The organism is Clostridium beijerinckii (assembly GCF_008705175.1).
Classification (GTDB): domain Bacteria; phylum Bacillota; class Clostridia; order Clostridiales; family Clostridiaceae; genus Clostridium; species Clostridium beijerinckii.
The window spans coordinates 1,150,584-1,168,848 of the sequence record NZ_CP043998.1; the positions used below are offsets into that span (position 1 = coordinate 1,150,584).

15 protein-coding genes are annotated in these 18,265 nt (G+C 30.4%); 14 read left to right on the plus strand and 1 reads right to left on the minus strand.

The features are described from left to right. Position 1: 1 nt before the first annotated feature. From F3K33_RS05230 to surE, 12 genes are all read left to right on the plus strand, one after another. On the plus strand, positions 2–979 hold the full coding sequence (locus F3K33_RS05230; RefSeq protein WP_039769817.1) for a type I phosphomannose isomerase catalytic subunit: 978 nt from the start codon (positions 2–4) through the stop codon (positions 977–979). A 330-nt stretch (positions 980–1,309) separates the two neighbouring features. Continuing rightward, positions 1,310–2,170 carry an undecaprenyl-diphosphate phosphatase gene (locus tag F3K33_RS05235; protein WP_023975242.1) on the plus strand — a complete coding sequence of 287 codons (861 nt, stop codon included), beginning with the start codon at positions 1,310–1,312 and terminating at the stop codon, positions 2,168–2,170. 602 nt (positions 2,171–2,772) lie between these two features. Beyond that, a complete protein-coding gene (locus tag F3K33_RS05240; RefSeq protein ID WP_011968341.1) occupies positions 2,773–3,870 on the plus strand; it encodes a 6-phosphofructokinase in 1,098 nt (365 codons plus the stop codon). A gap of 94 nt (positions 3,871–3,964) precedes the next feature. Beyond that, positions 3,965–4,741 (plus strand): serine hydrolase, encoded by a 777-nt coding sequence (locus tag F3K33_RS05245; RefSeq protein WP_011968342.1) that lies wholly within the window; start codon positions 3,965–3,967, stop codon positions 4,739–4,741. 309 nt (positions 4,742–5,050) lie between these two features. Beyond that, the gene (gene pyrB / locus F3K33_RS05250) at positions 5,051–5,977 is read left to right on the plus strand and encodes an aspartate carbamoyltransferase (protein ID WP_011968343.1); all 927 of its coding nucleotides are present in this window, start codon (positions 5,051–5,053) and stop codon (positions 5,975–5,977) included. 1 nt (position 5,978) lies between these two features. Further along, the gene (locus F3K33_RS05255) at positions 5,979–6,410 is read left to right on the plus strand and encodes an aspartate carbamoyltransferase regulatory subunit (protein WP_011968344.1); all 432 of its coding nucleotides are present in this window, start codon (positions 5,979–5,981) and stop codon (positions 6,408–6,410) included. A gap of 19 nt (positions 6,411–6,429) precedes the next feature. After that, the gene (locus tag F3K33_RS05260) at positions 6,430–7,626 is read left to right on the plus strand and encodes a dihydroorotase (protein WP_023973494.1); all 1,197 of its coding nucleotides are present in this window, start codon (positions 6,430–6,432) and stop codon (positions 7,624–7,626) included. Between the two features lie 397 nt (positions 7,627–8,023). After that, positions 8,024–8,896 (plus strand): orotidine-5'-phosphate decarboxylase, encoded by an 873-nt coding sequence (gene pyrF, locus F3K33_RS05265; protein WP_039769821.1) that lies wholly within the window; start codon positions 8,024–8,026, stop codon positions 8,894–8,896. Positions 8,897–8,931: 35 nt separating this feature from the next. After that, entirely contained in the window at positions 8,932–9,675 is a 744-nt protein-coding gene (locus F3K33_RS05270) for a dihydroorotate dehydrogenase electron transfer subunit (protein WP_023973492.1), read from the plus strand. Positions 9,676–9,696: 21 nt separating this feature from the next. After that, on the plus strand, positions 9,697–10,593 hold the full coding sequence (locus F3K33_RS05275) for a dihydroorotate dehydrogenase (RefSeq protein WP_039769823.1): 897 nt from the start codon (positions 9,697–9,699) through the stop codon (positions 10,591–10,593). Between the two features lie 91 nt (positions 10,594–10,684). Continuing rightward, on the plus strand, positions 10,685–11,359 hold the full coding sequence (pyrE, locus tag F3K33_RS05280; protein ID WP_011968349.1) for an orotate phosphoribosyltransferase: 675 nt from the start codon (positions 10,685–10,687) through the stop codon (positions 11,357–11,359). Between the two features lie 695 nt (positions 11,360–12,054). Further along, positions 12,055–12,816: a 5'/3'-nucleotidase SurE gene (gene surE, locus F3K33_RS05285; RefSeq protein WP_023973491.1), complete on the plus strand. Its 762-nt coding sequence runs from the start codon at positions 12,055–12,057 to the stop codon at positions 12,814–12,816. A gap of 33 nt (positions 12,817–12,849) precedes the next feature. On the opposite strand, the gene F3K33_RS05290 is transcribed toward surE, so the two are convergent. After that, positions 12,850–14,232, minus strand: a complete 1,383-nt coding sequence (locus tag F3K33_RS05290) for a DUF2334 domain-containing protein (protein WP_023973490.1) — start codon at positions 14,230–14,232, stop codon at positions 12,850–12,852. A gap of 644 nt (positions 14,233–14,876) precedes the next feature. On the opposite strand from F3K33_RS05290, the gene pflB reads away from it, so the two are divergent. Next, positions 14,877–17,108 (plus strand): formate C-acetyltransferase, encoded by a 2,232-nt coding sequence (gene pflB / locus F3K33_RS05295; protein ID WP_154861618.1) that lies wholly within the window; start codon positions 14,877–14,879, stop codon positions 17,106–17,108. A 342-nt stretch (positions 17,109–17,450) separates the two neighbouring features. After that, the gene (pflA, locus tag F3K33_RS05300; RefSeq protein ID WP_039769826.1) at positions 17,451–18,176 is read left to right on the plus strand and encodes a pyruvate formate-lyase-activating protein; all 726 of its coding nucleotides are present in this window, start codon (positions 17,451–17,453) and stop codon (positions 18,174–18,176) included. The last annotated feature ends 89 nt before the right edge of the window (positions 18,177–18,265 follow it).

Below are 18,265 nucleotides of genomic sequence, written 5' to 3' on the forward strand. Positions count from 1 at the left end.
TATGTATCCAATTAAGTTTGAAAACCTATATTACGAGAGAATATGGGGTGGAAAGCACCTAGAGAAATTTAGAAATAATGTTCCAGAAGGTGTAATAGGAGAAAGTTGGGATATAGCTTGTCATAAAAATGGGACTGGTAAAGTAGAAAATGGAGAATTAAAAGGTAAAACATTTGATGAAATAATAAATCTATATGGAGAAAAACTTTTAGGTACTGAAATAAGTACTAAAGAATTTCCACTTTTAATTAAACTAATAACAGCAGAAGATAAACTTTCGGTCCAAGTCCATCCTGATGATGAGTATGCAAATAAGGTTGAAAAAGATTCTGGAAAAACAGAAGCTTGGTATGTAGTGGATGCAGAAGAAAATGCTTCATTAATAGTGGGAACAAAAGATTGCGATAAGGAAAAATTTAAAAAAGCAATAGAAGAAGGGGAATTAGATAAGTACTTAAATAAGATTCCAGTTAAAAGAGGCGACTTTTTCTTTGTGCAAAGTGGATTAGTTCATGCTATATGTGAAGGGGTATTAATTGCTGAAATTCAACAAAATAGTGATACTACATATAGAGTTTACGATTATAATAGAGGTCGTGAAATTCATGTAGAAAAGGCATTAGATGTAATAGATTTTTCTCTTAAAGGGGAGAATTCAAAAGGAATTCTAATTGAAAGAGATGGATATGATAAATCATATCTTTGTTTAGGTGAATATTTTACAATACAAAAATATAAAATTACTACATCTGTAAAAGAAACGAGTGATGAGGGAAGATTTTATTTATTTACATGTGTTGAAGGTAATGGTGTAATTAAATATAGTGGTGGAGAAGAAAAAATGCTTATGGGAGATAGTATCTTCATTCCAGCAACTCTTGGAGATTACGAATTAGTTGGTAATTTTACAGTATTAAAGAGCTATGTACCAAACATAGAAAATGAAGAAAAAAGCATAATGAGTGTAATAGAGAAATAATAATAAAGATTAAGGGGGAACTATTAAGTTGCTCCTTAATTGTTTGACTAACTTGTAAAATAAGAATTTGATTAAGGAATAATCATTATATTTATATATTGAAATAATAAATTGCGTTTAGAATCTTATAAGAATTGAAATTGGACAAAGTATTATTTATCTTAGAAATAGAGAGCAAAGTGAATTTTGGTGAGAGTAAAGAGAAATATAGTGAATTTATTAAAAAATTAATAATTTTTTAATATGAAATAAGACCTAATAGGTTTAAAATATATTAATATGGTTAAAAAAGTAAATAAGTAAACAAAAAAGAAAGAGAGTGAAAATTAAGTGGGATTGGATATTTTATTTATAATCAAAGCTATAATAATAGCAATAGTTGAAGGATTAACAGAATTTATTCCGGTGTCATCAACTGGACATATGATACTGGCGTCAAGCATCATTAATTTTAAGGGTGACTTTGTTAAAATGTATGAGGTTGTAATTCAATTAGGTGCAATATTGGCCGTTGTTGTTTTATATTGGAAGAAGATAAAAGACAGCGTAATTGAATTTTTCAGATATATATTTACAAAAGGAAAAGAAGGTAAAACAGGTTTTAACTTTGGTATAAATGTAATAGTAGGATGCATACCAATGCTGATAATAGGATTATTATTTTATAAAAAGATAAAAAGTTTATTTAATCCTGAAGCTGTTGTTATAGGATTTATAGTTGGAGGTATTCTATTAATAATAATTGAAAACATGTTTAGAAAAAGTAACAAACATGCAACAAAAAGTTTAGATAGTATAACTCCAATGCAAGCTCTAAAGGTAGGCGTATTCCAAGTACTTTCAGTATGGCCAGGAATGTCAAGGAGTGCATCGACTATTATGGGAGGATGGATTGCAGGTCTTTCAACACCAATAGCTGCTGAATTTTCATTCTTTTTAGCTATTCCAGCCATGATAGGAGCATCTGCAAAAGACCTTATGGAATTTGATTATTCAGGAATGAATTTGACTTCATGGATATCATTAGTAGTAGGCTTTATTGTGGCATTTGTAGTGTCAGTCGTTGTTATGGATAAATTTGTTTCTTATTTGAAGAAAAGACCAATGCGTGTATTTGCAGTTTATAGAATAGGTGCAGGTATAGTATTTGGAATACTTATGTTCTTTGGTTTTTTAAATTTTACATTATAAAAATAAAGAGTTGGATTAGCTTTATGCTAATTCAACTTTTTTTATAAAAAAGAATTAAATTTAAATTATAAAACAAATAAGTGTATTTAAATAGTAAATTTATATTTATCATTTAAATACGTTAAGAGTTTAATTAGGACTAATTAATGTAGAAACGCAATTAAGTATATATGTTAAAAAGAAACGTAAATAACAATAACACTTAAGATTAATTATTATAAGAAGTTAATTGTAATATAATGGTTAATAATCTGCGGAATTTATTAATAAAAATAGAAATAACACTTCTAAATATTAATTTATAAAATATAATACTTAATGTAAGTTTGGGTATAGTAATTAATGTAGTTAAAATTCAAAATAGTCTTTCTTTATAATAAGTTTGGATTAAAATTCCTAGGAATAATAATGAAGATATAAGAGAAACGACTAAATATTAAAATTAAAAATTTCAATTCTTATTTAAAGAATGAATATATTGTAAATTAATACTTTTCATAAATTAAAGTTTGTGATATTATTAAGTAAATAGTCAGAAAATAATGATAATTTAATCGGAACAATAATTTCCAATGAAGATTATGGTATAGGGGGATTAGAAGATGTCCAAAGATATTAAAAAGATAGCTCTATTAACTGGAGGAGGAGATTGCCCAGGCTTAAATGCAGTAATAAGTGCAGTAACGAAATCAGCAATTTTAAATTATGGATATGAAGTTATTGGATATAAATTCGGTTACAGAGGATTATATAACAATGATTTTATTTCATTAGATTTAGGAGCTGTATCAGGCCTTATATCAAGAGGAGGAACAATTCTTTATAGTTCAAATAAAGATAATTTGTTTGATTACTCAGTAGAAGAAAATGGTCAAATAGTAAAAAAAGATGTATCAGATGTAGCAGTTGAGAATTTAAAAAAAGAGGGTGTAGACGTTTTAGTTGTAATTGGTGGAGATGGAACATTAACATCAGCTAGAGATTTTTCAAGAAAAGGAGTAAATGTTATTGGCGTTCCAAAGACTATAGATAATGATTTAGGGTCAACTGATGTAACGTTTGGCTTTAATACAGCTATAGGTATAGCAACGGAAGCATTAGATAGACTGCATACAACTGCAGAATCTCATCATAGAATTATGATTCTAGAAGTTATGGGAAGGAATGCAGGTTTTATAGCATTGGAATCAGGAATAGCTGGTTCGGCAGATGTTATACTACTACCTGAAATTCCATATGATATAAATAAAGTTGTAGAAAAAATTGAAGATAGAAAAAAACATGGAAAGTTATTCACTATAATTGTTGTAGCAGAAGGTGCAAAACCTAAGAACGGCGATGTTATAGTATCTAAGATAGTTGAAGATAGTCCAGATCCAATTAGACTTGGTGGTATTGGAAATAAGATAGCTGAAGATTTGGAAAAGTTAGTTAAGGATAGAGAAGTTAGATGTACAGTTCTTGGTCATATTCAAAGAGGTGGAACTACATCAACATATGATAGAATATTATCAACAAGATATGGTGTTGAAGCAATAGAGCTTATCAATAAAGGTAAGTTCGGAAGCATGGTATGCTTAAAAGGTAATGAAATTACTTATGATAGTTTAGAAAATGTCATTGGTAATAACAAGAAAGTAGATCAAGATGGAGAGTTAGTAGCTGTAGCTAAGAGAATAGGGATATCATTTGCCGATTAGTTAACTTAATATGAGCACTAAATTATACTAGTGATTTAGTACTCATAAGATACCTAATGACATTTAGTAGTATTTTTAGAAAGCGGTGGGTATTATGAAAGAAATAAAAAGATATTTAGAGTCTAGAATAGGAACATATTCATTTTTCTTTGAGGATTTAGAAAGTGGTTTTAGTTATGGATACAATGAAAATGTTCAAATGACAAGTGCAGGGTGTATGAAATTGCCGATAGCAGTATCTATAATAAAACATGTTCAAGAAGGGAACAGTACATTTTTAGATAAAATAAAAATTGAAGAAGAAGATAAAGTTTATGGAACAGGAATACTCCATGAATTTGATAATAGAGAATATACTATATTTGAATTGTTAGTTGCAATGCTTATACAAAGTGATAATACTGCAGCAAATAAGCTCATAGATATAGTTGGTATAGATAAGATAAATGACGATATAGAAGCACAAGGATTAAAAAACACTAAATTAAATAGAAAAACTTCAGATGAAAGAGCTGTAAGTAATGGAATTGAAAATATAACAAGTGCTTTAGATCTATCAAAGATATGGAAACACTTATATAATTCAAGCTTTTTAGATGAGAAAAATAGCAAAATGCTTATGGATATATTACAAAGACAACAAATGAAAAACAAATTAGCACTTTATATACCTGATGATTTAAAATATGAAATATCAAGCAAGACAGGCGATAAGGCTAGCGTTGAAAACGATACAGCTTTGATCCACTCACCAAAAGGATCTTTTACATTTACTGTTCTTTCAATGGGAATTCCTAATAGCGTTTATGGAACAGTTACCCTTGCTAAATGTGGAAAAATGATGTGGGATAACATAATGAACAACTTTTAGAGACATAATTAATAACTCCTAGAAAACTAGGAGTTATTTTTATGACCTAATTAAAATTTAAACTAAATTTAGATGAAATTTGTATAAAATAATTTTTATTGACACAGCCTAAAAGAAATGGTATTCTTACACAAAGAATAACCTTTAATTTGATTCAGAGAAATCAATAAGGAAGTTATATAATACCAATAATCTAGGATTATTATGCCTTCCTTTATATTAAGGAAGCTTTTTTATTATAAAGAATTAGTATTATATAATTTTTCCCTTTAAATTAACACAGAGAGGTTAAGAAGGAGTGATAATAAAATGATAAAAGATATTAAACATCTAATAGAGCCTATGGATTTTACGGTAGAGGAATTAGACGAAATATTCAATTTAGCACATCAAATAATCGCACATCCAAAAGAATTTTCTCATATTTGTGACGGGAAAATTTTAGCTACATTATTTTATGAACCAAGTACGAGAACAAGATTGAGCTTTGAAGCTGCAATGATGAGACTTGGTGGTAAAATTCTCGGATTTTCAGAGCCGAATTCAACATCAATTTCTAAAGGAGAAACTTTAGCTGATACAATTAAAATGGTATCAATATATTCAGATATAATAACAATGAGACATCCAAAAGAAGGTGCAGCAAAAGTTGCAAGTATCTATTCTAACGTTCCAATAATTAATGCTGGTGATGGTGGACATCAACATCCAACTCAAACCCTAGCAGATTTACTTACGATTACAAGCTTAAAAAATGGGTTAAACAATCATAGAATCGGAATTTGTGGTGATTTAAAATTTGGAAGAACTGTACATTCGTTAATAAAAGCAATGTCCAGATACCAAAATAATAAGTTTGTATTAATATCTCCAAAAGAACTTGCTATACCACAATATATAAGAGAAGAAGTTTTAGCGAAAAACCACATTGAATATATAGAGGTAGAAAAATTAGAAGATGTAATTGAAAGTCTTGATATCTTATATATGACAAGAGTTCAAAAGGAAAGATTCTTTAATGAAGAAGAGTATTTAAGATTAAGAGATAGTTATATATTAGACAGAGCGAAAATGGATCTGGCTAAAGACGATATGATAGTAATGCACCCGCTGCCAAGAGTAAATGAAATTGCTTATGAGGTAGATGAAGATAGAAGAGCTTCATACTTTAAGCAAGCTGAATACGGAATGTATGTAAGAATGGCGTTAATGATTAAGCTTTTGGGGGTGATGTAAGATGCTTGAAATAACAAGTATTAAGAATGGAATAGTAATTGACCATATCCAAGCAGGAGTGGGAGTTAAGATATTTAAGTACTTAAAACTAGACACTAATGATTGCAGTGTTGCTTTGATAATTAATGCAGATAGTAAGAAGCTTGGAAAGAAAGATATAATTAAGATAGAAAACTGCTTTGAACTAGACTATACTGTTTTAGGTCTACTTTCACCTACAATAACAATTTGTGAAGTAAAGGATGAAATGATAATAAATAAAGTTACGCCAACGCTACCTGATAAAGTGGAAAATATAATTAAGTGTAAGAATCCAAGCTGCATAACTAGTCAGGAAGAATATGTACCTCATTCTTTTATTTTAGTAGATAAAGAGAATGGAAGATATAGATGTGAATATTGCGATGAGATAACAAAGCTTTCAGAAATTTAGAAGAATTAAGAGGTGTTATATGGAACTGTTAATTAAAAACGCGAGGATAGTAGATGTAACCCAAGATTTTATAGGCGACATCTATATTAAGGACGGAATAATTGAAGAAATAGGGCAAAAGATCTTTAAGATAGATGTAGAAACTATTGAGTGTGAAGGAAAGATTCTAATGCCATCATTTATAGATACACATGCACATTTTAGAGATCCAGGTCTTACATGGAAAGAAGATATTGAAACAGGATCTAGAGCAGCGCTAAAAGGTGGTTACACAGGAGTTTGTCTTATGGCAAATACAAACCCTATATGTTCATCAAAAAAGGTTCTAGAATACGTAAGAAATAAATCTAAAGAAATTAATTTGATAGATATTCATCAATGTTTATCAGTAACAAAGGATTTTGATGGAGTGACATTAACTCATTTAGAAGAGCTTTCAGGTGATAAGGAAATTAAAGCAATTTCAGATGATGGAGTTGGGATATCAAACTCCAATACAATGCTTGAAGCCATGGAAATTGCGAAGAAGAATAACTGGGTTATAATGTCTCATGCTGAAAGTCCTGAATTCTCCAAAGTAGATATGAGGATAGCTGAGAATATGATGACAATAAGAGATGTAGAATTAGCTAAACTAAGTAAAGCTAGATTACACATGTGCCATGTCAGCACAAAGGAAGCTATAAAATGTATAATTGATGGAAAAGTGAGTGGCGCAAATATAACACTAGAGGTTACTCCTCATCATATTGGTCTAACAAGAGATATAAATGATTATAGAGTAAATCCTCCAATTAGAGAAAAAGAGGATGTAGAGGCAATCATAAATGCTATAAAATTGGGTATGGTTGATACAATAGGAACGGATCATGCTCCACATACAGCGGATGAGAAGATGAAAGGTTCGCCTGGAATGGTTGGAATAGAGACCGCATTTTCAATATGTTATACGAAATTAGTGAAAGAGAACAATGTTTCACTAAATAAATTAAGTGAGCTTATGTCATATAATCCTGCAAAGCTCCTAGGAATGAATAAAGGAAAAATTAGTATCGGAGTCGAAGGGGATTTAGTTTTAGTTGATATTAATAAATGCCTAAAAGTGAATCCAGAAGAATTTGCATCAAAGGGACGGAATACGCCATTTACAGGTATGGAATTCTACGGTGAAATTCTTATGACAATAAAGGGTGGAGAAATTAAGTATACACATTAGAAAAAGGCGCGAAGCGCAATAAAGAACAGTCCACATTAGAAAAAGGCGCGAAGCGCAACAGATAACATCTGATATTAAAAAAAGTGTGCAGCACAAAAGAGGACATTTTGTATTAAAAAGGCACAAACATATGAAATATGAGAGAATCGCAATAAAGAACTTTTTGGTTAATTAAGAACATTTGATACCAAAAAAAGTGTACAGCTAGATAGAGAACTTTTAAGCGCAACTATGATTATAAATTGGGAAGCGGACACGTGTAAAATAAGAGTGGCTTAAATAGTATCATAAGTAGAAAATAGAGAACATGATTAAGAAAATTATAAGATATGAGTTCCTAAAGTAATTAATTATGAATTCTGACTGTGGACTAAATAGGGTTGGAGGGAGATCTGAAATGACAAATTACATAATTGATAAATTATACAATAGGGTTGAAGAAAGAGGGGTAGTTTGTGTAGGGTTGGATACTGCATTAAGCTATATTCCAGATCATATAAAAGAAGGTAGAACTGACAGTGAAGCTATCTTTGAATTCAATAAACAAATAATAGATGCGACTTGGGATGTATCAGCATGCTTTAAGGTGCAGATTGCTTACTATGAAGCTTTAGGACTTGAAGGATTAATTGCTTACAAGAAAACTCTAGACTATTTAAGAGATAAAGGTGAAATTATCATAGCGGATATTAAAAGAGGAGATATAGCAGCTACAGCAACTATGTATGCAAAGGCTCATTTTGATGGAGATTTTGAAGCGGATTTTATAACACTAAGTCCATATATGGGAATGGATAGTATTGAACCATATCTACCTTATTTAGAAAAGGGAAGCAAAGGTGTGTTTAGCTTAGTCAGAACTTCAAATCCAGGTGCAGAAGATATTGAGTATCTAGATACTACTGGAGATAAGAAAGTTTATGAAGTTGTGGCAGATAAAATTACTGAAATGGGAAAAAAATATACTGGAAGTTGTGGATATACAGCAATTGGCGGTGTTATAGGATGTACGCATGTTGAAGAAGGAAAGAAAATAAGATCAAATTATAGCAATATGTTTTTCTTAATACCTGGATATGGTGCACAAGGCGGGAAAGCTGAAGATGTTGCACTATATTTAAACAATGGAAATGGTGGGGTTGTAAATTCTTCAAGGGGAATACTACTTGCTTACAAAAAAGAAAATAGAGAAAAAGAGTTTGCTTTATGCGCTAGAGAAGAAGCCATAAAGATGAGAGATGCAATAAGGGAAGCAGTGAAGAACGTATAAATTTTACATTAAAGATAACTTAAGGAGGCAGGGTTATGGCTATAACTTACAGAAATGCAAAAGTAGTTTCAAATAAAGAAATCTCGAAAGATATATATAAATTAGTAGTAGAAGATGATGCAGAAATAAAGGCAGGACAATTTTATATGTTAAAGCTAAATGGTGCAACATTTCTGCCAAGACCAATAAGTATATGTGAAAAATCTGAGAATAAACTAACATTTTTATATGCTGTAGTAGGAAACGGAACTAAAGAGTTTACTAAGCTTAAAGAAGATGATGAAATAAGCTTAACAGGGCCTCTTGGAAATGGGTTTGATTTAGAGAAAGAATATAACAAGGTAGCACTGGTTTCAGGGGGAATTGGAACAGCACCAATGCTTGAACTAGCAAAGAAATTGAGAAAGAAAAATCCAGATCAAAAGATAGATCTTTATGCAGGATTCAGAGATGATGTTTACTTAATAGATGAGTTAAAGGAATACGTAAATGAAGTTTATATATCTACAAACACTGGAAAAAATGGGCATAAAGGATTTATTACCGAAATTTTAAAACCAGAAGACTACGATACAGTGTTATGCTGCGGACCAGAGATTATGATGAAAAAAGTTATAGATATGTGCAAAGAAAAGAATGTGGCTGTTTATGTATCTATGGAAAAGCATATGGCATGTGGAGTGGGTGCATGTTTAGTATGTACTTGTAAAACAAAAGATGGACATAAGAGAACGTGTAAAGATGGTCCAATATTTGATGGATACTATGTTGAACTATAATAACCAAAGGAGAAGAAGAATATGATGAAAGTAACTATTAATAATGTAGAATTTAAAAATCCTGTAATAGCAGCATCGGGAACCTTTGGTTTTGGTGAAGAATTTAATAATTTTTATGATGTTGGAATTCTTGGTGGAATATCTTCAAAAGGGCTTACAATAAACCCAAAGCAAGGTAATGAAGGGATAAGAGTATATGAAACACCATCAGGAATGATGAATTCAGTAGGATTACAAAATCCAGGAATAGATGCATTTATAGAAAATGAGCTTCCGAAAATGAGGAAGTACGGAACTAATGTTATAGCAAACATTGGGGGAGGATGCTTGGAAGACTATGAAGCTGCGGTAAGAAAAATTGATAGCAGTGATGTTGACATGATTGAACTTAATATTTCCTGCCCAAATGTAAAACATGGTGGTATGGCTTTTGGGATTAAGTCAAAAGTAGCATATGATGTGGTTAGAGAAATTAAAGCCATGACTAAGAAGCCGTTGATGGTTAAGTTATCTCCTAATGCAGAAGATATAGTAGATATGGCTGTAAAGTGCCAGGAAGCAGGAGCGGACTCTATATCACTAATAAATACCTTAAAAGGGATGGCTATAGATGTGTATAAAAGAAAGCCGGTATTTAATAATATAACTGCAGGTCTTTCGGGCCCAGCTGTAAAACCAATTGCTCTTAGAATGGTTTATGAAGTGGCTAAGGCTGTAGATATTCCAGTAATAGGACTTGGAGGAATATCAAATGGTAAAGATGCCATAGAATTTATGATGGCAGGAGCTAGCGCAGTACAGATAGGAACGATTAATTTTGTAAATCCTATGGCTGGGAAAGAAATAGTTGAAGAAATGGAAAGTTTCTTGAAGGAACAAGGAATTAAGGATATTAACGAGATTATAGGAATAATATAAATTGATCATAGATCCTAATTCCTAATAATGAAAATAAGCAACTGATAAGTGAATATTAATAATTACAAAGTAGATATTGGAGGAATTTTAAATGAAGGCATATAAGAAAGAATTTATCAATTTTATGATAGAATGTGGAGTACTTACATTTGGAGATTTTGTTACTAAGAGTGGAAGAAAGACTCCGTTCTTTGTTAATACAGGTAACTATCAAACAGGAAGCCAGTTAAGAAGACTTGGAGAATTTTATGCAGAGGCAATAAAAGAAAACTTTGCAGATGATTATGATGTATTATTTGGGCCTGCATACAAAGGAATTCCTCTAAGCGTTACAACATCTATTGCTTTGTCTAGCTCATTTGATATTGATGTAAGATATTGTTCAAATAGAAAAGAAGTAAAAGATCATGGAGATACAGGAATTCTTTTAGGAAGTAAATTAAATGATGGAGATAAAGTACTAATAGTTGAAGATGTTACAACAGCAGGAACATCAATTTACGAAACTATGCCTATTTTAAAAAGCCAAGCAGATGTTAATGTTAAAGGTCTTATAATATCAGTGGATAGAATGGAAAGAGGGCAAGGCGAACAATCAGCATTAACTGAAATAAGAGAAAAATTCGGATTCAAAACTTGTGCCATAGTTACAATGGCGGAAGTTATTGAGTACTTATACAATAAAGAGATTAACGGAACTATACTTATAACAGACGAAGTTAAAGGTAGAATTGACGAATATTACAAACAATATGGTGCAAAATAAAAGTATTAAGAACAACTCAACGTGAAGCAATGAACAACCGAAAGAGAATACATATATGTTTCTCAGGACTGTGAAAAATTTCGCTTAGCATATCTAAACGCGAAGTTGCACCCAAGTCTGCATGCTCCTGCGACAAGCCCATGACAAGCAGACTTGGAACAACTTCCCGTTAATATATGCAGCAGCTTATTTTTCAATGCCTGTTCCGCATATATGTATTCTCTTTCTTTGTTTTGTTATCACTTTAGTTCTTTTAGTAACACTTAATATAGAAAAAGAGAATATATATTTTATAAAAAGTTACAATATAGTTAAAATAAAGGTATTGTAACAACAGAAATATAAAAATACTTGCCTAAATATGCTTTACTTTAAATTTAAGATAAACAAAGAAATGAAATATATGTTTTTGAGGAGTGTTCATAAGAAGATTTTGCTGGAAATAATTCTTAGAATATAAGTTGTTCCAAATGTGCTAGTTCAAAGCGTAGCCTTTGAAGCAAGCACTTTGGGTGCAACTTATATTGTTTGAATTACCCAGTAAAATCTTCAGAGAACTGGAGCAAACACATATATTCCACTTCGGTTGTTTAGCAGGAAATTTAAATGTTCATAAGACTGCAAGTGTTTTTATATTTCGGTTATTCATTGCGTTACATTAAGTTATGAGTAAAATACAGTTATAAGGAGGAAATATGAATATTTTAATTACTAACGACGATGGAATAAATGCACCAGGAATAATTGCTTTAGCTAAGGAAATTTCTAAGGAGAATAAGGTTATAATTGTTGCGCCCAAGGATCAAAAAAGTGCGTCTAGTCATTCAATATCTATTCATAGTCCGATTAAAATTAAAGAAGAATTCATTGAAGGCTTAGATTGTAAGGCTTATAGTGTTTCAGGAACGCCTGCTGATTGTACTCAAGTTGGGTTATCTTTTTTGAAAGAGAATATAGAACTTGTAATATCTGGCATAAATAAAGGACCAAATGTAGGAACTGATATTTTATACTCAGGTACTGTTTCAGCAGCAATAGAAGGAACTATATATGGAATTCCATCAATTGCGGTTTCAATGGATGTTGAATATGGGAAAGATAATGAGGATTATTCTAAGGCTGTTAAATGGGCGATAAAAGTTTTAAATATAGCAAAGGAAGAATACTTAAAAAGTGATGTGGTATTAAATCTTAATATTCCAAATTTTAATGAAAGAGATATAAAGGGCATCAAAGTCTGTAAGATTGGAAGGTCCACATATAAAACAGAATATATACTTTTAGAAAGTAATGAAGAAGGTGACTTGTATACAACAAAAGGAACAAGAAATGCTATCAAGGAAGAAGAAAGTGATGTATATTATCTATCTCAAGGATATGTTACATTAACACCGCTTCATTTTGATTTTACTAATTTTGCAATATTAAGTGATGTTACGAAAATATTTGAAAAATAAAAGGCTTGTCATATGCGTGGCAAGCCTTTTTTACTACTTATTTATAAGATTATCAATATGAACAGTAGTATAATCATTATCTTTAAGTGCTTTTACTATTTGTTGCAAAGGTGAACGTGTATCATAATTCACGTTAAGTTTGTTTCCATTTAGGTTAAAGTTTATATAATCTATTTCTATAGATGGATGATAATAAAAGCTATTAAGCGTATCAGCATCTCCTTCATTAATCGTATTTACCATACGAGTCGTATCTGTTGATGGATCAGCTATACGACCTAATGGAGTTGGAACAAATAAGTGAGAATCATCTGGCTTATATATGTTCTTTTTTGTATAATCATATGGCTCGTATATGAACTGAAAATATTCACTAATTATTTTCTTTTGTTGCTCAGTATCTCTGTAATGAGGGCTTTCGTAATACGAGATAGGAATATTTAGAGCACTTGCAGTATCTATACCTTTTTCTATTACTGCTCTAGTCTCAGCTTCTGTACTATTTACGTCTTTAGACATTTCCTCACCAGTTCCGCTTGAGTCATTACCAGATTGATGAGTATATCCGTGTAAACCTATTTCTCCACCCTTATTAAGAGCATAATCTAATACATCTACAAATCCTACATTTACAATGTTATCATTCGTCAACAAATCATTATCAAAATTTGCTGAAGGAACCACAAATCTAGGTATCCATGAAATATGAAATTTCAGTCCTTGGGAAAATAGCAAATTAGCCATTATCTTTATTTTTGTTTGATTTTTATCTACAACATTTGTATAACCGCAACCAAAATCTTCAAAACGTATTAAACCAATTTTATCGCTATATAGTATAGCTGAATCTTCTGGTTCCTTTACATCGTTAGGTATTAGGTTTATTTTTTTGTTCTGAAAGTCAAATACGGCAAATAAATCAAAAATTTCTTCTATATCTGAAATTGAAATATAATAGCTACCATTATTGTTAAGTAAATTACCACGAAGAGTACCTTTTATAGAATTTTTTTCATAAGTGGTTTCATTTAAGAAAATTTTATTACTATCATTATATATTGATATGGAATTATTAGAAGTATCTAAAGTATAATTGAGTTTACTGCAAATAAAAGTTAGAGGTATATAATACCTTTGGGCTTTTAGCAGCATCGGAACATTAGTTAGATTTCCTGTATTTAAAATATTTAGGGTTACATCATTTACTTTCGTTACAGGCTTGTCTGAAAATTTAATTTTGGGCGTATATGTACTTTTAAATTTTTCCTCTGGTAGCATACTTGAGTATAATGTTTTATTAATAATAGTTAGATTCTTTCTAAAAAAATTAAAATAAGAAAGAACTTGATATAATATAAAGACAGATAGAGCTATTGCTAAAAAAGAAAATAAAGATAGTTTAGCATTCCTTTGCATATGTTTTCTCCCCTTTGAATTATGTATAAACAATATTGTAACAAAATTATATCATTATTTTGTGTCAATTATTTTGTACGAATGTTAAATTTATGTTATAAATTCTAAAAAAAGTTGACAAAGAAAACTTTTTGGTATAGTTTTATAAACTTATGAATCTAAAATATGAAATTCAAAAATGGATTTTAAAAGATTGAAGAATATTTAAAAATTATAAATGTAAATAACATTATGTTTAAAACGTTTTCTGATAATACTAATATGTCAATATAAATTAATTTATACACTGAAAGAAAAATATTATAAATTTAAGAAATGGTAAAGGTTATAATATTTGCAGTTAGTAATCTAGAGATAAATAAATCAATAACTTGATTTATTTATTAATAATATTTTTTATAAATTAAAGATAATATCTTAATTAGCAATAAGTGACAAGTTAAGGGGAAAATTTATTTCGCGAACTTATAGAAATATTATCTTATGAAAGTCTGATAGATTTATTAACAAAAAAAGTGAAACTAATTACTAACTGATAAAAGATATCATTGACATGCATTTAATTAAAGTATACAATAATGGTATGAATTAATTGATTAAAAATTAACAAAGTTTTTAATCAAAAGTATAAAGGAGGAAAACTAATGTTTAAACAATGGGATGGATTTAAAAACGGAACATGGCAAGAGAGTATTGACGTAAGAAACTTTATACAAAAAAATTATAAGTTATATGAAGGAGATTCAACTTTCCTAGAAGATAAAACTGAAAAAACAAGTAAAGTATGGGCGAGAGCTTATGAATTAATAGTAGAAGAAGTTAAAAAAGGAATTATAGATGTAGCGAATGATAGAGTATCAGGAATAGATAACTATGAACCTGGATATATAGATAAAGATAACGAAGTTATAGTTGGGCTTCAAACAGATGCACCACTTAAGAGAATAGTAAATCCATTTGGTGGAATGAGAATGGTTCAAAGCTCTTTAAAAGAATATGGATATGAGTTAGATAAAAATATCGAAGAATATTTTCCTAAGTACAGAAAGACTCACAACGAAGGTGTATTTGATGCGTATACAAAAGAAATAAGAGCAGCAAGAAGTGCGGGATTATTAACAGGTCTTCCCGATGCTTATGGTAGAGGAAGAATAATTGGCGATTATAGAAGAGTAGCTCTTTATGGTATAGATTACCTAATAGAAGAAAAGAAAAGGGATCTTGATAATCTAAATGGTGATATGCTTGATGAGTTAGTAAGAAAAAGAGAAGAAGTTTCAATGCAGATCAGAGCTTTAGGCGAAGTAAAATCAATGGCATCAAAATATGGAATTGATATATCTAAGCCAGCATCAAATGCAAGAGAAGCAGCACAACACTTATATTTTGGATACTTAGCAGGAATTAAGGAAAACAATGGAGCTGCAACATCATTTGGAAGAACTTCAACCTTCTTAGATATTTATATTGAAAGAGATCTAGAAGCAGGATTAATTACAGAAAAAGAAGCTCAAGAAATTGTTGACCAACTAATTATAAAGTTGAGATTAGTTAGACACTTAAGGACTCCAGAATATAATGAATTATTTGGTGGGGATCCAACTTGGGTAACTGAATCAATTGGTGGTGTAGGTATTAATGGTAAGCCGCTTGTAACTAAGAATTCATTTAGATATCTTCATACTTTAATAAATTTAGGAACATCAGCAGAACCAAACTTAACAGTTTTATGGTCAGATAAGCTTCCAGAAAGCTTTAAGAAATATTGTGCAGAAATCTCAATAAAAACAGACTCTATTCAATATGAAAATGATGAAGTTATGAGACCGGTTTATGGTGATGATTATGCAATAGCTTGCTGCGTATCAGCTATGAAGGTTGGTAAACAAATGCAATTCTTTGGAGCTAGAGCAAATATAGCTAAATCGCTTTTATATGCTATAAATGGTGGAGTCGATGAATTAAAAGGTATTAAAGTAGTACCAGGAATTGAAAAACTTACAGACGAAGAAATTCTTGATTTTAATAAAGTAAAGTCAAATTACTTCAAAGTATTAGAATATGTAGCAAAAGTTTATGTAGATACAATGAACATAATTCACTTTATGCATGATAAATATGCTTATGAAGCAGGCCAAATGGCACTACATGATACAGCAGTAGAAAGATTAATGGCATTTGGTATTGCAGGACTTTCAGTAGCAATAGATTCATTATCGGCTGTAAAATATGCAAAAGTTAAACCAATTAGAAATGAAGAAGGTATAACTGTAGATTTTGAAGTTGAAGGAGATTTCCCTAAATACGGAAATGATGATGACAGAGCAGATGATCTAGGCGTAGAATTAGTAACTAAATTCTCTGGAGAGCTTAAGAAACATCCACTATACAGAGATGCAAAACATACATTATCAGCGCTAACAATCACATCAAATGTAATGTATGGTAAGAAAACAGGGACAACTCCAGATGGTAGAAAGAAAGGTGAACCACTTGCTCCAGGAGCAAACCCAATGCATGGAAGAGATATTAATGGAGCATTAGCATCACTTAACTCAGTAGCTAAAATACCATATAATGAAATTTGCCAAGATGGTGTATCGAATACATTCTCAATCGTTCCAGATGCACTTGGAAAAGACGAGAATCAAAAGATAACTAACCTAGTTGCAATATTAGATGGATATTTTACTCAAGGGGCTCATCACTTAAATGTTAATGTTCTTAATAGACAAACATTGATAGATGCTATGGAAAATCCCGATAAATACCCAACACTTACAATCAGAGTTTCAGGGTATGCTGTTAACTTCAGTAGATTATCAAAAGAACAACAATTAGAAGTTATAAGCAGAACATTCCATGAGAGCATCTAATGAGAAGTAGAATAATGTATATTATTTAAGGATTACTATAAAATAAAAAAATTTTGGAGGAAGGGGAAGGTGAACTTTCCCTTCTTTTGCCTTATGATGAAGAAACAATAGAGTTAGATAATATTAAGTAATGATATAGTGTACCATATACAATTCGCTTAAATATTAATAGCTTATTTAAGGGAATAATAAATTAATATATATTCTAAAAGTGTTAATTCAATAAGCGTTCTCTTAAAATACTAGATAATGTCCCCAAATAATTTTATAGAGGATGAATTATATTATTTAGAACTTATGTATATTAATTTGAAGTATAATAAAGTATAGGGGGTGTAACAAATGGTAAAAGGTAATGTTCATTCAATAGAGAGCATGGGTCTTGTGGACGGACCAGGAATTAGAGTAGTAGTGTTTTTGCAAGGTTGTGCGTTAAGATGTAAGTATTGTCATAATCCTGATACTTGGGCTACTAATGGTGGAGAGGAATATACTCCAGAACAGCTAGTTAATAAGATTGAAAGATTTAAAACTTATTTTGCAAGTAGTGGAGGAGGAGCCACATTCTCAGGTGGAGAGCCTTTAAGGCAGCCAGAATTTCTACTAGAAACTCTTAAACTATGCAAAAGTAAAGGAATTAATACTTGTATTGATACAGCAGGTTATGGATTTGGTGATTATGATGAAATATTAAAATATACAGATTTAGTTTTATTTGATATAAAACATTTTACACCAGAAGGATACAAAAATATAACTTTAATGAATATAGATGAATCCTTGAAATTCTTAGAAGCAATGAAGAGAAATAATACAAAGATGTGGATAAGGCATGTTGTGGTTCCGGGATTAACAGACGATGTAGAACATTTAAAGGAACTTAAAAAATACATCGACGAGATACCTAATGTTGAGAAAGTAGAATTACTTCCATATCATTTATTAGGTACAAATAAGTATGAAGGACTAGGGATTAAATATCCTCTTGAAAATGTAAAAGCTATGGATAAAGAATTAATTAAAAAATACCAGAAAGAGATATTTGGAGATTATTCTTATGGCAAATAAGATGGGTTCGTTATTTCTTCATTATGCCTAATACTAATAAGTGTAAAATTATTCTTATTGACAAACTAAATGGTTTGGTATTATTCTTA

Coding starts and splice junctions, on each gene's coding strand:
- F3K33_RS05230 (WP_039769817.1), top strand. CDS start 2: ATGTATCCAATTAAGTTTGAAAACCTATATTACGAGAGAATATGGGGT.
- F3K33_RS05240 (WP_011968341.1), top strand. CDS start 2,773: ATGTCCAAAGATATTAAAAAGATAGCTCTATTAACTGGAGGAGGAGAT.
- F3K33_RS05245 (WP_011968342.1), top strand. CDS start 3,965: ATGAAAGAAATAAAAAGATATTTAGAGTCTAGAATAGGAACATATTCA.
- pyrB (WP_011968343.1), top strand. CDS start 5,051: ATGATAAAAGATATTAAACATCTAATAGAGCCTATGGATTTTACGGTA.
- F3K33_RS05255 (WP_011968344.1), top strand. CDS start 5,979: ATGCTTGAAATAACAAGTATTAAGAATGGAATAGTAATTGACCATATC.
- F3K33_RS05260 (WP_023973494.1), top strand. CDS start 6,430: ATGGAACTGTTAATTAAAAACGCGAGGATAGTAGATGTAACCCAAGAT.
- pyrF (WP_039769821.1), top strand. CDS start 8,024: ATGACAAATTACATAATTGATAAATTATACAATAGGGTTGAAGAAAGA.
- F3K33_RS05270 (WP_023973492.1), top strand. CDS start 8,932: ATGGCTATAACTTACAGAAATGCAAAAGTAGTTTCAAATAAAGAAATC.
- F3K33_RS05275 (WP_039769823.1), top strand. CDS start 9,697: ATGATGAAAGTAACTATTAATAATGTAGAATTTAAAAATCCTGTAATA.
- pyrE (WP_011968349.1), top strand. CDS start 10,685: ATGAAGGCATATAAGAAAGAATTTATCAATTTTATGATAGAATGTGGA.
- surE (WP_023973491.1), top strand. CDS start 12,055: ATGAATATTTTAATTACTAACGACGATGGAATAAATGCACCAGGAATA.
- F3K33_RS05290 (WP_023973490.1), bottom strand. CDS start 14,232: ATGCAAAGGAATGCTAAACTATCTTTATTTTCTTTTTTAGCAATAGCT.
- pflB (WP_154861618.1), top strand. CDS start 14,877: ATGTTTAAACAATGGGATGGATTTAAAAACGGAACATGGCAAGAGAGT.
- pflA (WP_039769826.1), top strand. CDS start 17,451: ATGGTAAAAGGTAATGTTCATTCAATAGAGAGCATGGGTCTTGTGGAC.